This is a genomic window from Pantoea sp. alder81, assembly GCF_020179835.1.
GTDB lineage: Bacteria > Pseudomonadota > Gammaproteobacteria > Enterobacterales > Enterobacteriaceae > Pantoea.
Map to the genome: position 1 here is coordinate 25,076 of NZ_JAIUDA010000004.1, position 14,172 is coordinate 39,247.

At 52.3% G+C, this 14,172-nt stretch carries 15 protein-coding genes; 7 read left to right on the forward strand and 8 right to left on the reverse strand.

Features of this window, described 5'->3' with window-relative positions; translation table 11 throughout:
- Positions 1-376: 376 nt before the first annotated feature.
- The 7 genes from nthA to LBW88_RS12425 all read left to right on the forward strand — a co-directional run bounded on the left by nthA (position 377) and on the right by LBW88_RS12425 (position 6,594).
- The gene (nthA, locus tag LBW88_RS12400; protein ID WP_224932587.1) at positions 377-961 is read left to right on the forward strand and encodes a nitrile hydratase subunit alpha; all 585 of its coding nucleotides are present in this window, start codon (positions 377-379) and stop codon (positions 959-961) included.
- A gap of 13 nt (positions 962-974) precedes the next feature.
- A complete protein-coding gene (locus tag LBW88_RS26620) occupies positions 975-1,277 on the forward strand; it encodes a hypothetical protein (RefSeq protein ID WP_414004081.1) in 303 nt (100 codons plus the stop codon).
- A gap of 9 nt (positions 1,278-1,286) precedes the next feature.
- Positions 1,287-1,655 carry an SH3-like domain-containing protein gene (locus tag LBW88_RS26625; RefSeq protein WP_414004082.1) on the forward strand — a complete coding sequence of 123 codons (369 nt, stop codon included), beginning with the start codon at positions 1,287-1,289 and terminating at the stop codon, positions 1,653-1,655.
- Complete coding sequence (locus LBW88_RS12410; protein WP_224932588.1) at positions 1,648-2,118, forward strand: nitrile hydratase accessory protein; 471 nt, start codon at positions 1,648-1,650, stop codon at positions 2,116-2,118. Before LBW88_RS26625 ends, LBW88_RS12410 begins: the two co-directional genes overlap by 8 nt.
- A gap of 15 nt (positions 2,119-2,133) precedes the next feature.
- Positions 2,134-3,120, forward strand: a complete 987-nt coding sequence (locus tag LBW88_RS12415) for a HoxN/HupN/NixA family nickel/cobalt transporter (protein WP_224932589.1) — start codon at positions 2,134-2,136, stop codon at positions 3,118-3,120.
- Positions 3,121-3,314: 194 nt separating this feature from the next.
- On the forward strand, positions 3,315-5,606 hold the full coding sequence (locus tag LBW88_RS12420) for a TonB-dependent siderophore receptor (RefSeq protein ID WP_224932590.1): 2,292 nt from the start codon (positions 3,315-3,317) through the stop codon (positions 5,604-5,606).
- 88 nt (positions 5,607-5,694) lie between these two features.
- Entirely contained in the window at positions 5,695-6,594 is a 900-nt protein-coding gene (locus LBW88_RS12425; protein WP_224932591.1) for an alpha/beta hydrolase, read from the forward strand.
- Positions 6,595-6,635: 41 nt separating this feature from the next.
- On the opposite strand, the gene LBW88_RS12430 is transcribed toward LBW88_RS12425, so the two are convergent.
- The 8 genes from LBW88_RS12430 to LBW88_RS12465 all read right to left on the reverse strand — a co-directional run bounded on the left by LBW88_RS12430 (position 6,636) and on the right by LBW88_RS12465 (position 14,161).
- Entirely contained in the window at positions 6,636-7,745 is a 1,110-nt protein-coding gene (locus LBW88_RS12430; protein ID WP_224932592.1) for a lactonase family protein, read from the reverse strand.
- A 195-nt stretch (positions 7,746-7,940) separates the two neighbouring features.
- The gene (locus LBW88_RS12435; protein WP_224932593.1) at positions 7,941-8,960 is read right to left on the reverse strand and encodes a C45 family autoproteolytic acyltransferase/hydolase; all 1,020 of its coding nucleotides are present in this window, start codon (positions 8,958-8,960) and stop codon (positions 7,941-7,943) included.
- 21 nt (positions 8,961-8,981) lie between these two features.
- Positions 8,982-9,704 (reverse strand): glutamine ABC transporter ATP-binding protein GlnQ, encoded by a 723-nt coding sequence (glnQ, locus tag LBW88_RS12440; RefSeq protein WP_224933004.1) that lies wholly within the window; start codon positions 9,702-9,704, stop codon positions 8,982-8,984.
- Positions 9,705-9,706: 2 nt separating this feature from the next.
- Positions 9,707-10,363 carry a glutamine ABC transporter permease GlnP gene (gene glnP, locus LBW88_RS12445; RefSeq protein ID WP_224932594.1) on the reverse strand — a complete coding sequence of 219 codons (657 nt, stop codon included), beginning with the start codon at positions 10,361-10,363 and terminating at the stop codon, positions 9,707-9,709.
- Between the two features lie 51 nt (positions 10,364-10,414).
- The gene (glnH, locus tag LBW88_RS12450; protein WP_224932595.1) at positions 10,415-11,167 is read right to left on the reverse strand and encodes a glutamine ABC transporter substrate-binding protein GlnH; all 753 of its coding nucleotides are present in this window, start codon (positions 11,165-11,167) and stop codon (positions 10,415-10,417) included.
- Positions 11,168-11,295: 128 nt separating this feature from the next.
- Entirely contained in the window at positions 11,296-11,850 is a 555-nt protein-coding gene (locus LBW88_RS12455) for a carboxymuconolactone decarboxylase family protein (RefSeq protein WP_224932596.1), read from the reverse strand.
- On the reverse strand, positions 11,847-13,175 hold the full coding sequence (locus tag LBW88_RS12460; protein WP_224932597.1) for an aspartate aminotransferase family protein: 1,329 nt from the start codon (positions 13,173-13,175) through the stop codon (positions 11,847-11,849). Before LBW88_RS12460 ends, LBW88_RS12455 begins: the two co-directional genes overlap by 4 nt.
- 128 nt (positions 13,176-13,303) lie before the next feature.
- Positions 13,304-14,161: a MurR/RpiR family transcriptional regulator gene (locus tag LBW88_RS12465; RefSeq protein ID WP_224932598.1), complete on the reverse strand. Its 858-nt coding sequence runs from the start codon at positions 14,159-14,161 to the stop codon at positions 13,304-13,306.
- Positions 14,162-14,172 lie beyond the last annotated feature (11 nt).

Consider the following 14,172-nt stretch of genomic DNA (forward strand, 5'->3'; position numbering starts at 1 on the left):
GGATACACAGACAGCGCTGTCTGCATTAATGCGAGAAAAGGGCCACAACATTGGGGCACGTTTTTAGATTAGCAATAAGCGGGCCAAAACCTTCATGTTCGTTGAAATTAATCTTATTCCCTGCCAGCAGAAGCGACCTCAACGAAAATTATTAACGCATTTAATCCTGACTAACATTAATTAACTCCAGTTACCTGGCCTTAATGCACTTAATTAAAGCAATCAGCACCATCAAGGTGCACTTAAATCTTTTAACACTGCGCTGTCCGCTCAAACACAGCGAATGGCAGCATTAACAAAGATGTAATTACCAGAAGCGTTAACGTCATTCACACACTCATTCATCTCATCAGTAAAAATCTATTCAGGAGCCATTATGTCGGACCATTCGGTATTACCTTCCGATGCCGCGTTAAAGATTCGTGCTATCCAATCCCTGCTGTCAGAAAAGGGATTTCTGAGTCAGGAGGTCACTGACACCATCGTGGATTATTTCGAAACTAAGGTCGGCCCACGAAATGGCGCGCAGGTGGTGGCGAAAGCCTGGTGCGATCCCGCCTTTAAAGCCCGCTTACTGGAAAATGGTCGCGAGGCGGTGAATGAACTTGGCTTCTCGGGCTTCGAAGCCGCCACCCTGCACGTGCTGGAGAATACCGACAGCGTGCACAACGTGGTGGTGTGCACGCTTTGCTCCTGCTATCCGTGGCCGGTGCTGGGCTTGCCGCCCATCTGGTTTAAATCGACACCTTATCGTTCACGTGTGGTGATCGATCCCCGTGGCGTATTAGCGGAATTTGGCACTGAAATCCCGGCCAATAAGGAGATTCGCGTTTGGGACAGCAATGCCGAAATCCGTTACTTCGTGCTGCCACAACCCCCTGCAGACAGCGAAAGCAAGAGTGAAAGCGAACTGGCCGCCTTGGTCACGCGCGACTCCATGATTGGCACACGCACGCTTTGAGCGGAGAAATACCATGAATAATATCCACGACTGCGGCGGTATGCAGAATTTAGGTCCGATCGAGATTGAAGCCAATGAACCTTATTTTCACAGCCAGTGGGAAAAAGATATTTTCGCCACCACGCTGGTGTTCTTTATGAGCGGAAAAATCGTGCTGGATGATTTCCGTTTTGAAATCGAGAAAATGTCCGTAACGGAATATTTGCAATCCAGTTATTACGAGCACTGGTTATTTGCCATTGAGCAGTTGATGTGTAAAACCGGCGTTTTCACCGAACAAGAGTTGCAGCAGCGTCTCACTGAACTCTCCGCCTGAGGACACAACATGAATACTTATTCACCGCAGGGCTACCTGGATTTAATTACCACGCCGCCCAATTACCATCGTGAGGTTGAGGTCGCACCGCAATATCAGCCGGGTGACAGCATTATTACGCACAATTTAAACCCGCTGAGTCATACACGCCTGCCGCGCTATGCGCGCGGTAAAAAAGGCGTGATTGTTGCCAACTACGGTGCCTGCGTATTCCCCGATGCGCTGGTCGCGGAGCAACAAGAGAAACCGCAGTACGTCTATCTGGTGAAATTCACCGCTGCCGAGTTGTGGGGAGAGAATAGCGAAAATTTCAGCGTCCACCTGAGCGTCTGGTCCGACTATATTCAGGGCAAAAGTGAGGATGCTGCGCATGGATGAGTTAAACGCGATTATTGCTCAGGTAAACGAAGCCGATCCCGCCTTTGCACAACCCTGGGAAGCCGATGCGTTTGTCATCGCGGTGGCCCTGTCACAACGCGGCTATTTTAGCTGGCCCCAATGGGTGGAGCAATTTGCCCAGGAGATTCGCGACTTCCCGCAGCGTAGCGATGAAAGCGCCCACACCGCCTACTATCGCCAATGGCTGAGATGTCTGGAAAAAATCCTGTCACAACATCATTTGATTCCGATGTCCGAACTGCTGATTCGTGAAGAGCAGTGGCGTCAGGCTTTCCTCAACACGCCACACGGCAGCCCGGTGGATCTCGCCGCCGCCAGCTGTCCGCCCGACCACCCGCATGATCATGGCCATCATCATCATCATCACGACCATCACCACCATGATCATCACGACTCGCAGCCGCTGATCCAGCCGCTGCGCGTCTTTGCCGCTGTCGGGTAATTCTCAGGAGCATTTATGAAGGTGCTGAGTCATAAGCAAAAAGGCGCGGCGGTGATTGGTAGCGCCGTGCTGTTTAATTTGCTGGTCATCGGCACGGCGTTGGTGACGTTTCAGCATTCACCCGCCGCGCTCAGTGTCGCGCTGTTGGCCTATCTGTTTGGTTTGCGCCACGCCGTTGATGCCGATCATATCGCCGCCATTGATAATGCCACGCGCAAGCTGAGCAATGAGGGCAAGAGCCCATTTACCGCAGGTATGTGGTTCTCACTCGGCCACGCTTCTGTGGTGCTGATCGCCTGCCTGATATTCGCTTTGACCACGCACCCCTTGCAGCAGATGTTTCCCGGCGTGAAAGAGGTTGGCGGTATGATCAGCACACTGATTTCCGGTGCTTTCCTGCTGCTGCTCGCCTGGGCTAACTCCCGAACTTTGTGGCAATCTTTTCGCCAACGTCAGCGGTTGCTGCGTGGCGATACAACGCTGCTCCCGCAGGAGAGCCATCACCATGGTGTGTTGACCCGTTTGTGCGCGCCACTGTTTCGCATGGTGAGCAAAAGCCATCATCTGTTCCTGATTGGCTTCCTGTTCGGCATTGGCTTTGATACCGCCACCGAAGTGGCGATTTTCGGCATGTCCGCCAACCATGCCGCAGGTGGCGAGGCGATGTTGCACATCATGCTGATGCCGCTTTTATTCACGGCGGGCATGATGCTGATCGATACCACTGATGGCGTCATGATGTTGAAACTGTATCGCTGGTCGCAATTCGATCCGTTGCGCAGCCTCAACTACACCCTCGCCATTTCATCACTCTCGATTGTGGTAGCGTTTGCGATTGGCTGTTATGAGGTATCGACAGTGCTTCAGCTCACCACACTGCTCTCCCCGGCGCTGGATGGCGTGATGGAAGCCGTCATCAGTCAGATGGGTTGGGTGCTGATTGTGACGTCCATTGGTGTATGGCTGCTGTTTTCACAGCGGGCCAGGCGTCGGGCGCTGTAAGTACAATGGCGGCCGTGTGCCGCCCTGTTTATAGAATCTGCTCATGTAAAATCCCCTCTGCGTTAGTAAACATCCTGTTAAAGAAGCCTTTCCCGAAACATGCCACCAAAAGTTAAATCCACCATTGAAATTAAGAATCATTCTCAATAAGGTGTTTTCTCTTTTTTACTCTTACAAGGAAGTGGTTGAATATCATGGCAAAGCATATTTATGCTCGCTCGCTGCTCAGTATCGTTATTGCAGCAGCATTACAGATTCCAGCTGTTCAGGCCGATGACAACACGATAAAAGACAGCCAAACCGCAGAAAAATCACAGCAGAAACCACTGGCGATTTCCGATAAGAAAAGCAGTACGGAAAATACCCTGGTGGTGACAGCCAGAGAACAGACTCTTCAGGCGCCAGGCGTCTCCACCATCGACAGCGAAGCCATCAAAAAGCACCCTATCCAGCGCGATGTGGCCGAAATCATCCGCACTCAGCCCGGCGTCAATCTCACCGGCAATTCCAATAGCGGCCAGCGCGGCAATAACCGTCAAATCGACATTCGTGGTATGGGCCCGGAAAACACCCTGATTCTGATCGATGGCATGCCGGTCAGCAGTCGCAACTCGGTGCGCTACGGCTGGAGCGATGAGCGTGATACGCGCGGTGATACCAACTGGGTGCCACCCGAAATGATCGACCGCATTGAAGTGATTCGCGGTCCGGCGGCGGCACTTTACGGTAATGGTGCGATGGGGGGTGTGGTCAATATCATCACCAAACCCACCACCGACGAATGGCATGGCAATTTCAATACCTACTTCAATGCGCCGGAACACAAAGATGAAGGCGACACTAAGCGCTATAACGCCAGCCTGAGCGGCGCACTGGCTGATAACCTCACCCTGCGCCTGTACGGTAACTGGAGTAAAACCCAGGCTGACGCGCAGGACATTAACGAGAGCCATACCACCCCGCGTATTGGGTCTTACGCAGGCAGTTATCCTTCGGGCCGTGAAGGTTCGATAAACAAAGATATCCACTCTGCCCTGCGCTGGGAGTTTATGCCGCGCCAGGCTCTGGAACTGGATGCCGGCTTTAGCCGTCAGGGCAATTTGTACGCCGGAGACACGCAGAACACCAATACTAATGCGCTGGTGCAGAAGTATTACGGCAAAGAGACCAATGTGCTCTATCGCCAGACATTGAGTTTGAAATACACCGGCGCGTGGGATAACGGTGTCACCACCAATAACTACGTGCAGTTTGAAAAAACGCGCAATACCCGACTCAATGAAGGCCTGTCGGGAGGTATCGCCGGGATTTTCAGCCCATCGAATGAAGGTTTCTCCACCATCTCACTGTATGACACTAATCTGCATTCTGAGGTGAATATTCCGCTGGAAGCATGGGTGAATCAGACACTGACGCTCGGTGCAGAATTCAATCATCAGGCGATGAAAGATCCCGCGTCAAATATCGAAACCACCACGGCTGGTGGCACGGTCAACGGCATCACCAGCGATGGACGCAGCCTGTATAGCTCGGCGGATATTTATGGTGTGTATGCCGAAGATAACATTGAACTCACCGACTCAACCCGCCTGACGCCCGGCATCCGCTTCAATCATCAAAGCATCAGCGGCAGCAACTGGAGCCCCGCGCTCAATCTCTCGCAGGATCTGGGTGACGACTTCACGCTGAAGTTAGGCATCGCACGCGCCTGGAAAGCCCCGAATCTTTATCAAACCAACCCCAACTATCTGCTGTTCAGTAAAGGCCAGGGGTGCTATGCCAGTTCCAGTTACTGCTATTTGCAGGGTAATAGTGATTTAAAAGCTGAAACCAGCGTCAACAAAGAGATTGGTATTGAATATCATCATGATGATATTCAGGCCGGACTGACCTGGTATCGCAATGATTATCACGACAAAATCGAAGGTGGCTACAGTCCGGTTTATAACAACGGCACGTCGGATGTGTACAAGTGGGAGAACGTGCCGAAAGCCGTGGTTCAGGGGCTGGAGGGCACGCTGAACTTCCCGATCACTGACTCGGTGAAGATGAACAATAATTTCACTTACATCATTGATAACGAGAATAAAACCACCGGCGATTATTTGTCGATCATTCCAAAGTACACCATTAACTCAACGCTGGACTGGCAGGCCACCAACGATCTCTCGGTGCAGGGCACGCTAACCTGGTATGGTCGTCAGAAACCGAAGAAGCTGAACTATAAAGGGGAAGCGACATCGGGCAGCGAAACCCGCCAGGTTGCTCCGTACGCGCTGGTTGGCATGAGTGCGACTTATAACGTGACGAAGTATCTGGATGTCACCGCCGGTATCGATAATCTGTTTGATAAACGCCACTTCCGTGAGGGCAACGCCCAGAGCACGGGCAATGCCACCACCGGCGCCTATCTTTGGGGCGCGGGCGCAAACACTTACAACGAATCAGGACGCACCTACTATATGGAACTGGGGATGCATTTCTGATGTGAATCAGCGGCTATCGGATCCGATGGCCGCTCTATTTTAGGGTGCATCATGATGCGCACCCATCAACCAGAGTATCGGAATTTCAATGCTTTATAGATTTCCAGCAATAAATCGTCCCCTTAGCCTGCTGCTGTTGTTGCTCAGCAGTGTCACCACCAGCGTTGTTGCACGCCCGAATATGACGCCGCTCGGCCCGAATATCGCCGACAAAAGCTCCGCTTATTACCACTTCTCCATCAGCGAATATGACTCGGCAGATGGCCAGCGGCATTACAAAGTTTGGACTGCTGTGCCAGATAAAGCGCCTCCGCCATCTGGCTACCCGATGATCACGATGCTGGATGGCAACGCGGTTATGGACAAGCTGACCGATCCTCTGCTGCAAAAAATGTCAGCGGGCAACCCTCCGGTCTTAGTGGTGGTCGGGTATCAAACCACCCTGCCGTTTGAGGTGAACGCACGCACCTTCGATTACACCCCGCCTGACAAAGAGCATGGCGAGGCAGGATACACCTTTAGCCGCGGTCGCAAGGGCGGCGGCAGCATCGCATTCCGCACTTTGCTTGAGCAGCGTATCGTCCCAGCAGCGGGGAAAGGTTTGCGTATTAATCAACAACAACGCGCGCTGTGGGGGCACTCCTACGGCGGATTGTTTGTGCTCGACAGCTATCTCTCCTCTCAGCTGTTTACGCGCTATTTCGCTGCCAGTCCATCGGTCGGCCAGGGATTCAACTCTCTGTTGAGTGAGATGCAGAACCGTAAACCCAGTGATAAGCAGATCACCCTGATGGAAGGCAATGGCGACCGCCGCAGCGACAGCAACACGGCGGAACCTGAAGTATTGCGCGCAGTGCGTACCACGATCAAAGGTATGGCGGAGAATGGCGCGGCTGCGCGCTATCAACTTTATCCGGGACTTTCCCACGGACAAATGTTTGGTGCATCAATGGAAGAGGCGCTGCTGGAAATGTCGCAGGTAAAATAGCGTGGTGAAGTGGGCGCATCTGGGTGCGCCCACTGAATGGCTTAATTAAAGAACTTTATATCCGTGGGCGTGGATACTTTTGCTGCATCGCCCGCCGCTTTCAGCTCACCGCTGTTCTCATCGAAATGGAACAGGGAAATATTGTTGGTGAACACGTTAGTGACATAGAGATATTTCCCGCTGGCATCAAATGAAAACGCCCGCGGTTCAATGCCGTTGGCTTTATAACTCACCGGCTTGCCTAATTGACCATCCGCCTCAATTTTAAACACCAGCAGCTTATTATCCGAACCGCGATTCGCCGCAATCACATATTTACCGTTTGGGCTGAGAATAATTCCGCCGCCGCCACGGTATTCCGCGCTGTTATTTTCACCGTTCAGCTTCACGGTGGCAGTGCGATCGAGATGATCGTCTTTCACCGCAAATACCGCTATCTCACCGGCCATTTCTGTCGTGACATACGCATGTTTACCATCTGGTGAGAACACCATATGACGCGGGCCAGAACCCGCGGTAAAGGTCACGTCGCGCGCGCTATCCGCTTCCAGTGGCTGTGCTTTGCTGGCGTGATAACGATAGGCATGCAGCTTGTCACCGCCCAGATCGGCCGCGTACAGATACTTACCGTCGTGGGTAAAGGTGGTCGAGTGTGCATGACCGCCATCCTGACGCCCTTTCACCGCGCCCGTACCATGGTCAAAGGCAAAGTGCTGCACCTGCTCACCCAGTTTACCGTCGTGATGAATCGGGAACACCGACACGCCCGCGCCGCCTTTCGCCACCGAGTAGTTAGCGACAAACAGGAATTTCCCGTCCGGGCTGATGGTGGCGTGCGTCGGCTGTTGCCCATGGCTATCAACCACATTCAGTACCTTTACCTGACCGTTTTTATCAACGGACAGTGCGGTGACAGACCCGGCATTTTCTTCATTGGTGGTGTAGGCAAAACGTCCATCGTGGGATTTTACAATCCATGACGGGCTTTTCATTTTGATCACATCAAGTGGCGTTAAGGTGCCGTCAGCATTCACCTTAAGACGATATAAACCTTCGCTTGGATGTTCAGGTTTTTGCTCTAAGGGTGCATCGGGAATCGATGTCCAGGTGCCCACTAGTGCTGTTTGATGATGTTCCGCGGCATTTGCCATAGCGCTCCCCGCCAGTGTAAAAACAGCTACGGATAATGCCATGGTTATGTTTGCTGCTAAACCGCTGATCACGGCTTTTTTATTTCTATTCATTTTAGTACCCCACCATAATCGGAATGTTTAACGACTATAGTGGGATTAAATTGAATAGCGCCCGGCCAGGGTGACCGGGTTCACAATATAGCAGATTAGTTTTTAGGAAATCGTGCCTTTAAATTCTGGCTCGTCTCGGTTCAAAGTAAATATTTGCCAGTCAACCTGTTTGGCATGCAGCGTAAATACCGCCGTTGCCAGGGTATTCTCTTCATCCGGATCGTTCGGCGAGAGGCGATAAATGGGCAGCACGGCATCATGCTGGTCAGAGAGAATCGCTTTTGCAGTATCGCCATCCAGTTGCGTTTGCATCTCCAACCACTCAATTAAACGCTGCTGGCGTGAGCCGGAGCTGGCGGTAACGACCTGTTCAACGGCATCAAGCTGCGGGTGAATCAGGTGATTGGCATGAGCGAACACTTCGGTCAGTTGCGTTACGGAGCAACCCGAACCCGTTGCTTCCACGCTAAACAAACGGCTATCGCCCATCTGTCCCAGCGTGTGGTGGAACGATCCGGCGCGCGGTGATGCAGTCAGAATCGCGATGGCCTCGTCCAGCGTGGCCGCATTTAGCGCGGCGCGGGCCAAAACCTGGCGTGGCATGCCTTCAGGGCGATACAGCGCCCGAATATTGTTCACCGTATTCACCACGCCCTTCTCATTGACGGCAATCGTATGACCGCAAATCGAACCCGGATAAGCAAAGCTGGTAAAGGCCAGGCCGTGTTCTGGGCTGATGCTGACGATGGCACAGTCATCGCGTAATTGAGGAAAACCATCTTCGTTGTGCGCAATGGTTAACACGCCATCAGCACTTTGACCCGCGACGGTGGTACATCCATCCGAGGTTGAACGCACCAGATCGCCACGGCAGTTCCAGGCAAACACCTCATCAATCGGTGCCTGCAAACCCTCAGCCAGCCCTTCCAGCTCTTGCCAGATCAGCGGATAGTGTGCCTGGACCAACGCACGCATGGTCAACGTTTGATCGGCGTCTTTCATGGCTGTCACCGTCTGCCAGAGTGCGGTGAGCGTCAGCTTTTGGTGCCATGCTTCATGGCCAAATTCACCCAGTTGCTGGCCAATTTCAAAAGCAGAACCACTGATTGCGAGTTTTTTCATTTTGTTATCGTTCACTTCTATTCAGGATACGTGTTGCAAGAATTCTTTCAGGCGCGGATTGTCGCTGGCCGTCAGCAGCATATCAGGTGAACCGTCTTCGGCAATGGTGCCGCCATCAATAAAGATCAGACGTGAGGCCACATCACGAGCAAAGCCGATTTCATGTGTCACGATCACCATCGTCATGCCCTCTTCAGCCAGTGATTGCATCACTTTCAAAACTTCGTGGCGCAATTCTGGGTCGAGAGCTGAGGTTGGCTCATCAAACAGCATCATTTTTGGTTTAACAGCCAGTGCACGTGCAATCGCCACTCGCTGCTGTTGGCCGCCAGAGAGTTCAGAAGGATAGTGATTGGCGCGCTCCCGCAAACCCACACGATTAAGCAGTGCCATGGCTTGTTCACGTGCCGCGGCTTTGCTCTGCTTACGCACGCGAATCGGACCAAACATCACGTTTTCCAGTGCGGTGAGATGCGGGAACAAGTGAAATTGCTGAAACACCATACCCGCCTCGCGGCGAATATCGCACTCATTGGCGTGCGGATCGGTGATGTGCATGCCTGCCACCAGCAGTGTACCGGAAGAGATCTCTTCGAGTTTATTGATGCAGCGTAGCAGCGTCGATTTACCCGATCCCGATGGCCCAATAATCACCACCACTTCACCGCTTTCAATCTTTAAATTGATGTCGTGCAGTACCTGAGTGGTGCCGAAACTCTTCGACACCGCGCTAAATTCAACCATGCTCATAAAATATGAATCCTTTTCTCCAGTTGCTTCAGCAGGAAACTCAGGCATAACGTCACCAGCAGATAAATCATCGCCACCGCTGTCCAGACTTCCAATGCGCGGAAGTTACCGGCAATAATCTCTTGCCCCTGGCGAGTTAATTCCGCTACGCCAATCACAATAAACAGCGATGTGTCTTTAATACTGATAATCCACTGATTGCCTAACGCGGGGATCATACGACGTAGCGCCAGCGGCATAATAACGTGTAATACGGTACTGCGTTGTGATAAACCCATTGCCAGACTGGCTTCTTTGAAACCTTTATTAATGGAAAGAATTGCACCGCGTGTAATCTCCGCAATATAGGCACCAGAGTTAATTACAATGGTTACGATTGCGGCCGTCACCGGGTCGATACGGATCGGCATGACCATCGGCAGTGCAAAGTAGATAAACATCACCTGCACCATAATTGGCGTGCCGCGAATTAGCTCAACGAAAATCAGCGAAAGGGTTTTTGATACTCTGCCGCCTAACGCGCGACAGGTGCCCGCCAGCAAACCAATAATAAAACCACCCACCAAGCCTGATAAGGAGATAATCAGCGTTAACTGTAATCCCTGTAACAGCAGCGGGAGGGACTCCCAAATATATTTACTTTCGAAATTCATCTTTCAACCCGTAAAAGCGAAACGAGGCCGGTGTGCACCGGCCTGGCGGGATTATTTAGGCTGTTTGGCAAACCACTTCACGTAGATCTTGCTGTAAGTGCCGTCGGCGCGCAGCGCTTCTAACGCGGCGTTAATTTTAGGCGTTAAGCTGCTGTTCTTCTGCATAGCGAAACCATACTGCTGTGGCAAAATGCTGTCAGTTTCACCCGTGGATTTCACTTTGCCATCGCCCGCCGTTTTCACGTAATAGAGTACGTTAGGTGAGTCATGCACCACGGCATCCAGATTACCGGCTTGCAGGTCGAGATACGCGTTATCGATATTGGGAAATTCAACATAGTCCGCTTTATATTTGCTTTTCATAAAGCTGGCGGCAGCAGTACCTTGTTTCAGACCCACTTTCTTGCCTGACAAATCGCTAAATTTGGTGATGGAATTATCAGATTTTTTTACCGCCATCAATAAATCGGCGTCATAATACCCTTCACTGAAATCCACTACCTGTTTACGTGCATCGGTAATAGTAATACCCGCCATCGCCACATCCAGATTACGGGATTGCAGACCGGGAATTAAACCGCCGAAATCCATTGGACGTAATTCATAGCTAACATGCATCTTCTTAGCAATGGCATCCCATAAATCGATATCAAAGCCGACATATTTGTCGCCTTGTTTAAATTCAAACGGGACAAATGCGGTATCCACACCGACGGTTAATTTATCTTGCGCTGCTGCAACAAAACTGGCTGAACAAGCAACCAATGCTAACGTAACTTTTAATTTAGAGAATAATGCAGACATAATAACCCTCAGCGTCAGTGAAATAGTATGCGATGAATGTCACCCGGCGAAATATTTCGGCGGGAGTAAGAAGATAAATCCATTTGATATTCAGGGCGCATCCGATCACGCCCTGATAAAACGACGGCTTATGCCGGGATAATATAATCCCGTGTTTCGGGCACCGGCGTCTGTGCGCCGTTCATGATCATCGAGAGGAAGCTGTAATAACCATTAATACCAATCAAATCCACTACACCTTTTTCGCCCCATAAATCGATGGCTTGTTGCCAGGTGGCGTCAGAGACTTTTTGCTGTTGATGCAGTTGCTGGCAGAAGTGGTAAATCACCCACTCATCTGCCAGCAAATCATTGGGCAGACGATTTTCATTAATGGCCTGTACAGCAGCAGCGGATATGCCCTTGTCTCGCGCGATGGGCGCATGAATCGCCCACTCCACCGGCTGCGACCAGTGACGAGCCGTCATGAGAATCGCCAGTTCCGATAAACGCTGACCGAGCGCGCTGCGATAGCGCAGATACTCTCCCATGCGCTGTGCGTGTGCCATCAACTCCGGGCTACGTAACAGCGGCTCAAAGGGTGGAAGCAGCGCACCACGTGGCCCGTTAATGATCTCTTCTGCCAGTGGACGCTGCTGCTCGTCCCACTCGTGTTCCGCCAGCGGCGGCAAACGATTGATCATAATTTACCGCTCTCTTCGCGAATAACAGTGGCCAGCGTATCCACCACAAAGTCCAGTTGGCTCGGGGTGATGATAAACGGCGGTGCAATCAGGATATGATCGCCATACTGCCCGTCAATGGTTCCGCCCATCGGATAAACCATTAAGCCGCGTGACATACAGTTGGCTTTAATCCCGGCATGCAATTTCAAGGCGGGATCGAACGGTGTTTTGCTCTCTTTATCGCGCACCAGCTCCACACCCGCGAATAGGCCGCGTCCACGTGTGTCACCCACATGGGGTAATGCGCCCAGCACTTCACGCAACGCATTTTGCAGGTAAGCGCCCTGCTGCTTCACCGCATCCAGCAGATTGTCGCGCTGAATAACCTGCTGCACCGCCAGCGCGGCAGAAGCCGCTGTAGCGTGACAGATGTAGGTATGACCGTGCTGAAACAGACCACTGCCCGATTGCAGTGCTGCAACGATCTTTTCACTGGCTAGTACCGCGCCGATAGGCTGATAACCGCCGCCCAACCCTTTGGCGATGGTGACCAGATCCGGCACCACGTCATCTTGTTCAAACGCGTGTAGCGTCCCGGTGCGGCCCATACCGCACATCACCTCATCGGCGATATACAGGATGCCGTATTTATCGCACAGCGCACGCACGCCTTTTAAGTAGCCCGGCGTTGGCGGGGTAGCGCCAGTCGTAGCCCCCACAACCGTTTCAGCGCAGAAGCCAATAATGGTTTCCGGGCCAGCAGCAATGATTGCCTGTTCCAGTTCGTTGAGCAGACGCGTGGTGTATTGCTGCTGCGTCTCATCAGCACGACGATCGCGATATTCGTTACAGGCAGAGACGCGAATCACATCAATCAGTAATGGCGCAAACTGGCGACGACGCCACTCATTGCCGCCAACGGCCAGCGCACCCAGCGTGTTGCCGTGATAGCTCTGCTTACGCGCAATAAATTTGGTGCGTGACGGTTGGCCGATTTCAACGAAATACTGACGCGCTAATTTGAGCGCGGTTTCCACGGCTTCAGAACCGCCGGAAACGAAATAGGCGTAGTTGAGATCGCCAGGCGCAGTGCGCGTCAGGTGCTCGGCAAGTTGTTCAACGGTGTCACTGGTGAAGAAGCTGGTATGAGCGTAAGCCAGTTGGTCGATTTGACGATGCATCGCGGCCAACACATCGGGATGCGCATGCCCTAAGCAGGAAACGGCGGCGCCACCGCAGGCGTCAAGATACTGCTTTCCTTGTTTATCGAAGATGTACGCCCCTTCGGCGCGAGCGGCCACGGCGGGCGTGCTGCGCAAACTGCGGTGAATAATGTGGCTCATACTGGGTCCTGCTCCTGAATACGCTGCGGTGATTAAGCGCATCTTGCAGGATTCATTTGGATCACGTCAATGCAATAATGATTCACATGCATTCTATTTTCTTATGACGGATGCAAATGAATCATTGATCAGGATTTGGCGGGCACCACATACGCACCTGATTCAATCAGATAGCGTTCAGCATTTTCGATTTTACTCACGGCATCACGCCCATGGCGCGCCACCAGCATCGCCAGCAAACACTCGGCCAGCCCCATGCCAGAGACCACAGAGGGGAAGAAGGACGGGCTGTCGATGGAGAACAACAAGGTGCAATCGGCGGCTTGCGCCAGCGGAGAGACCGGTGAATCGGTAATCGCGATGATCTTCGCGCCTGCCTGTTGTGCGGCGTGCAGCACATCCAGTGACTCGCGGGAATAAGGCGCAAAGCTGGTCAGCAGCACACAATCCTGCGCCGTGAGTTCGCGGGTAAATACTTCGATATTGCTGGCCAGGCCATCAATCAACGAGACCTGACGATTGAAGAGTCGGTAAACATAAAACAGTGACCAGGCGATGGGAAAACTGGCGCGAAAGCCGCAGATATACACGTTATCAGCCGCATCGAGCAGGGTCACAGCCTGCTCCATTTCCAGCTGATTTTCGTTTTGCGTAAAGGCCAGATTGGCCTGATGCGCGCTAAACACCTCATCATACAGTTGTGGCTGAGTCCCTTTGGCGATCAGTTTCTCGGCTTTGGATACGTATGTATCATTGCGCAGGCCAATATCATCAATGAAGGCATCTTTCAGTTCGCCCCAGCCGTTGTAGCCCAAACGTTGCGCCAGACGCAGCAGGGTGGCGGGTTTGACACCGGCTTCAACGGCAAACGCGCGCATCGATTGCACCACCAGCTGATTGGCATTTTGCAGAGAGAACTCAGCCGCGCGCTGCAGTTCCGGCGACAGCTCACTGAACTGGCCGACAATTTTTTCCCGAAGATTCATGGCGTTTGGTC

Excerpts from the sequence above, each read along its gene's own strand:
- nthA (WP_224932587.1), top strand. The coding sequence starts at position 377 with ATGTCGGACCATTCGGTATTACCTTCCGATGCCGCGTTAAAGATTCGT.
- LBW88_RS26620 (WP_414004081.1), top strand. The coding sequence starts at position 975 with ATGAATAATATCCACGACTGCGGCGGTATGCAGAATTTAGGTCCGATC.
- LBW88_RS26625 (WP_414004082.1), top strand. The coding sequence starts at position 1,287 with ATGAATACTTATTCACCGCAGGGCTACCTGGATTTAATTACCACGCCG.
- LBW88_RS12410 (WP_224932588.1), top strand. The coding sequence starts at position 1,648 with ATGGATGAGTTAAACGCGATTATTGCTCAGGTAAACGAAGCCGATCCC.
- LBW88_RS12415 (WP_224932589.1), top strand. The coding sequence starts at position 2,134 with ATGAAGGTGCTGAGTCATAAGCAAAAAGGCGCGGCGGTGATTGGTAGC.
- LBW88_RS12420 (WP_224932590.1), top strand. The coding sequence starts at position 3,315 with ATGGCAAAGCATATTTATGCTCGCTCGCTGCTCAGTATCGTTATTGCA.
- LBW88_RS12425 (WP_224932591.1), top strand. The coding sequence starts at position 5,695 with ATGCTTTATAGATTTCCAGCAATAAATCGTCCCCTTAGCCTGCTGCTG.
- LBW88_RS12430 (WP_224932592.1), bottom strand. The coding sequence starts at position 7,745 with ATGGCAAATGCCGCGGAACATCATCAAACAGCACTAGTGGGCACCTGG.
- LBW88_RS12435 (WP_224932593.1), bottom strand. The coding sequence starts at position 8,960 with ATGAAAAAACTCGCAATCAGTGGTTCTGCTTTTGAAATTGGCCAGCAA.
- glnQ (WP_224933004.1), bottom strand. The coding sequence starts at position 9,704 with ATGGTTGAATTTAGCGCGGTGTCGAAGAGTTTCGGCACCACTCAGGTA.
- glnP (WP_224932594.1), bottom strand. The coding sequence starts at position 10,363 with ATGAATTTCGAAAGTAAATATATTTGGGAGTCCCTCCCGCTGCTGTTA.
- glnH (WP_224932595.1), bottom strand. The coding sequence starts at position 11,167 with ATGTCTGCATTATTCTCTAAATTAAAAGTTACGTTAGCATTGGTTGCT.
- LBW88_RS12455 (WP_224932596.1), bottom strand. The coding sequence starts at position 11,850 with ATGATCAATCGTTTGCCGCCGCTGGCGGAACACGAGTGGGACGAGCAG.
- LBW88_RS12460 (WP_224932597.1), bottom strand. The coding sequence starts at position 13,175 with ATGAGCCACATTATTCACCGCAGTTTGCGCAGCACGCCCGCCGTGGCC.
- LBW88_RS12465 (WP_224932598.1), bottom strand. The coding sequence starts at position 14,161 with ATGAATCTTCGGGAAAAAATTGTCGGCCAGTTCAGTGAGCTGTCGCCG.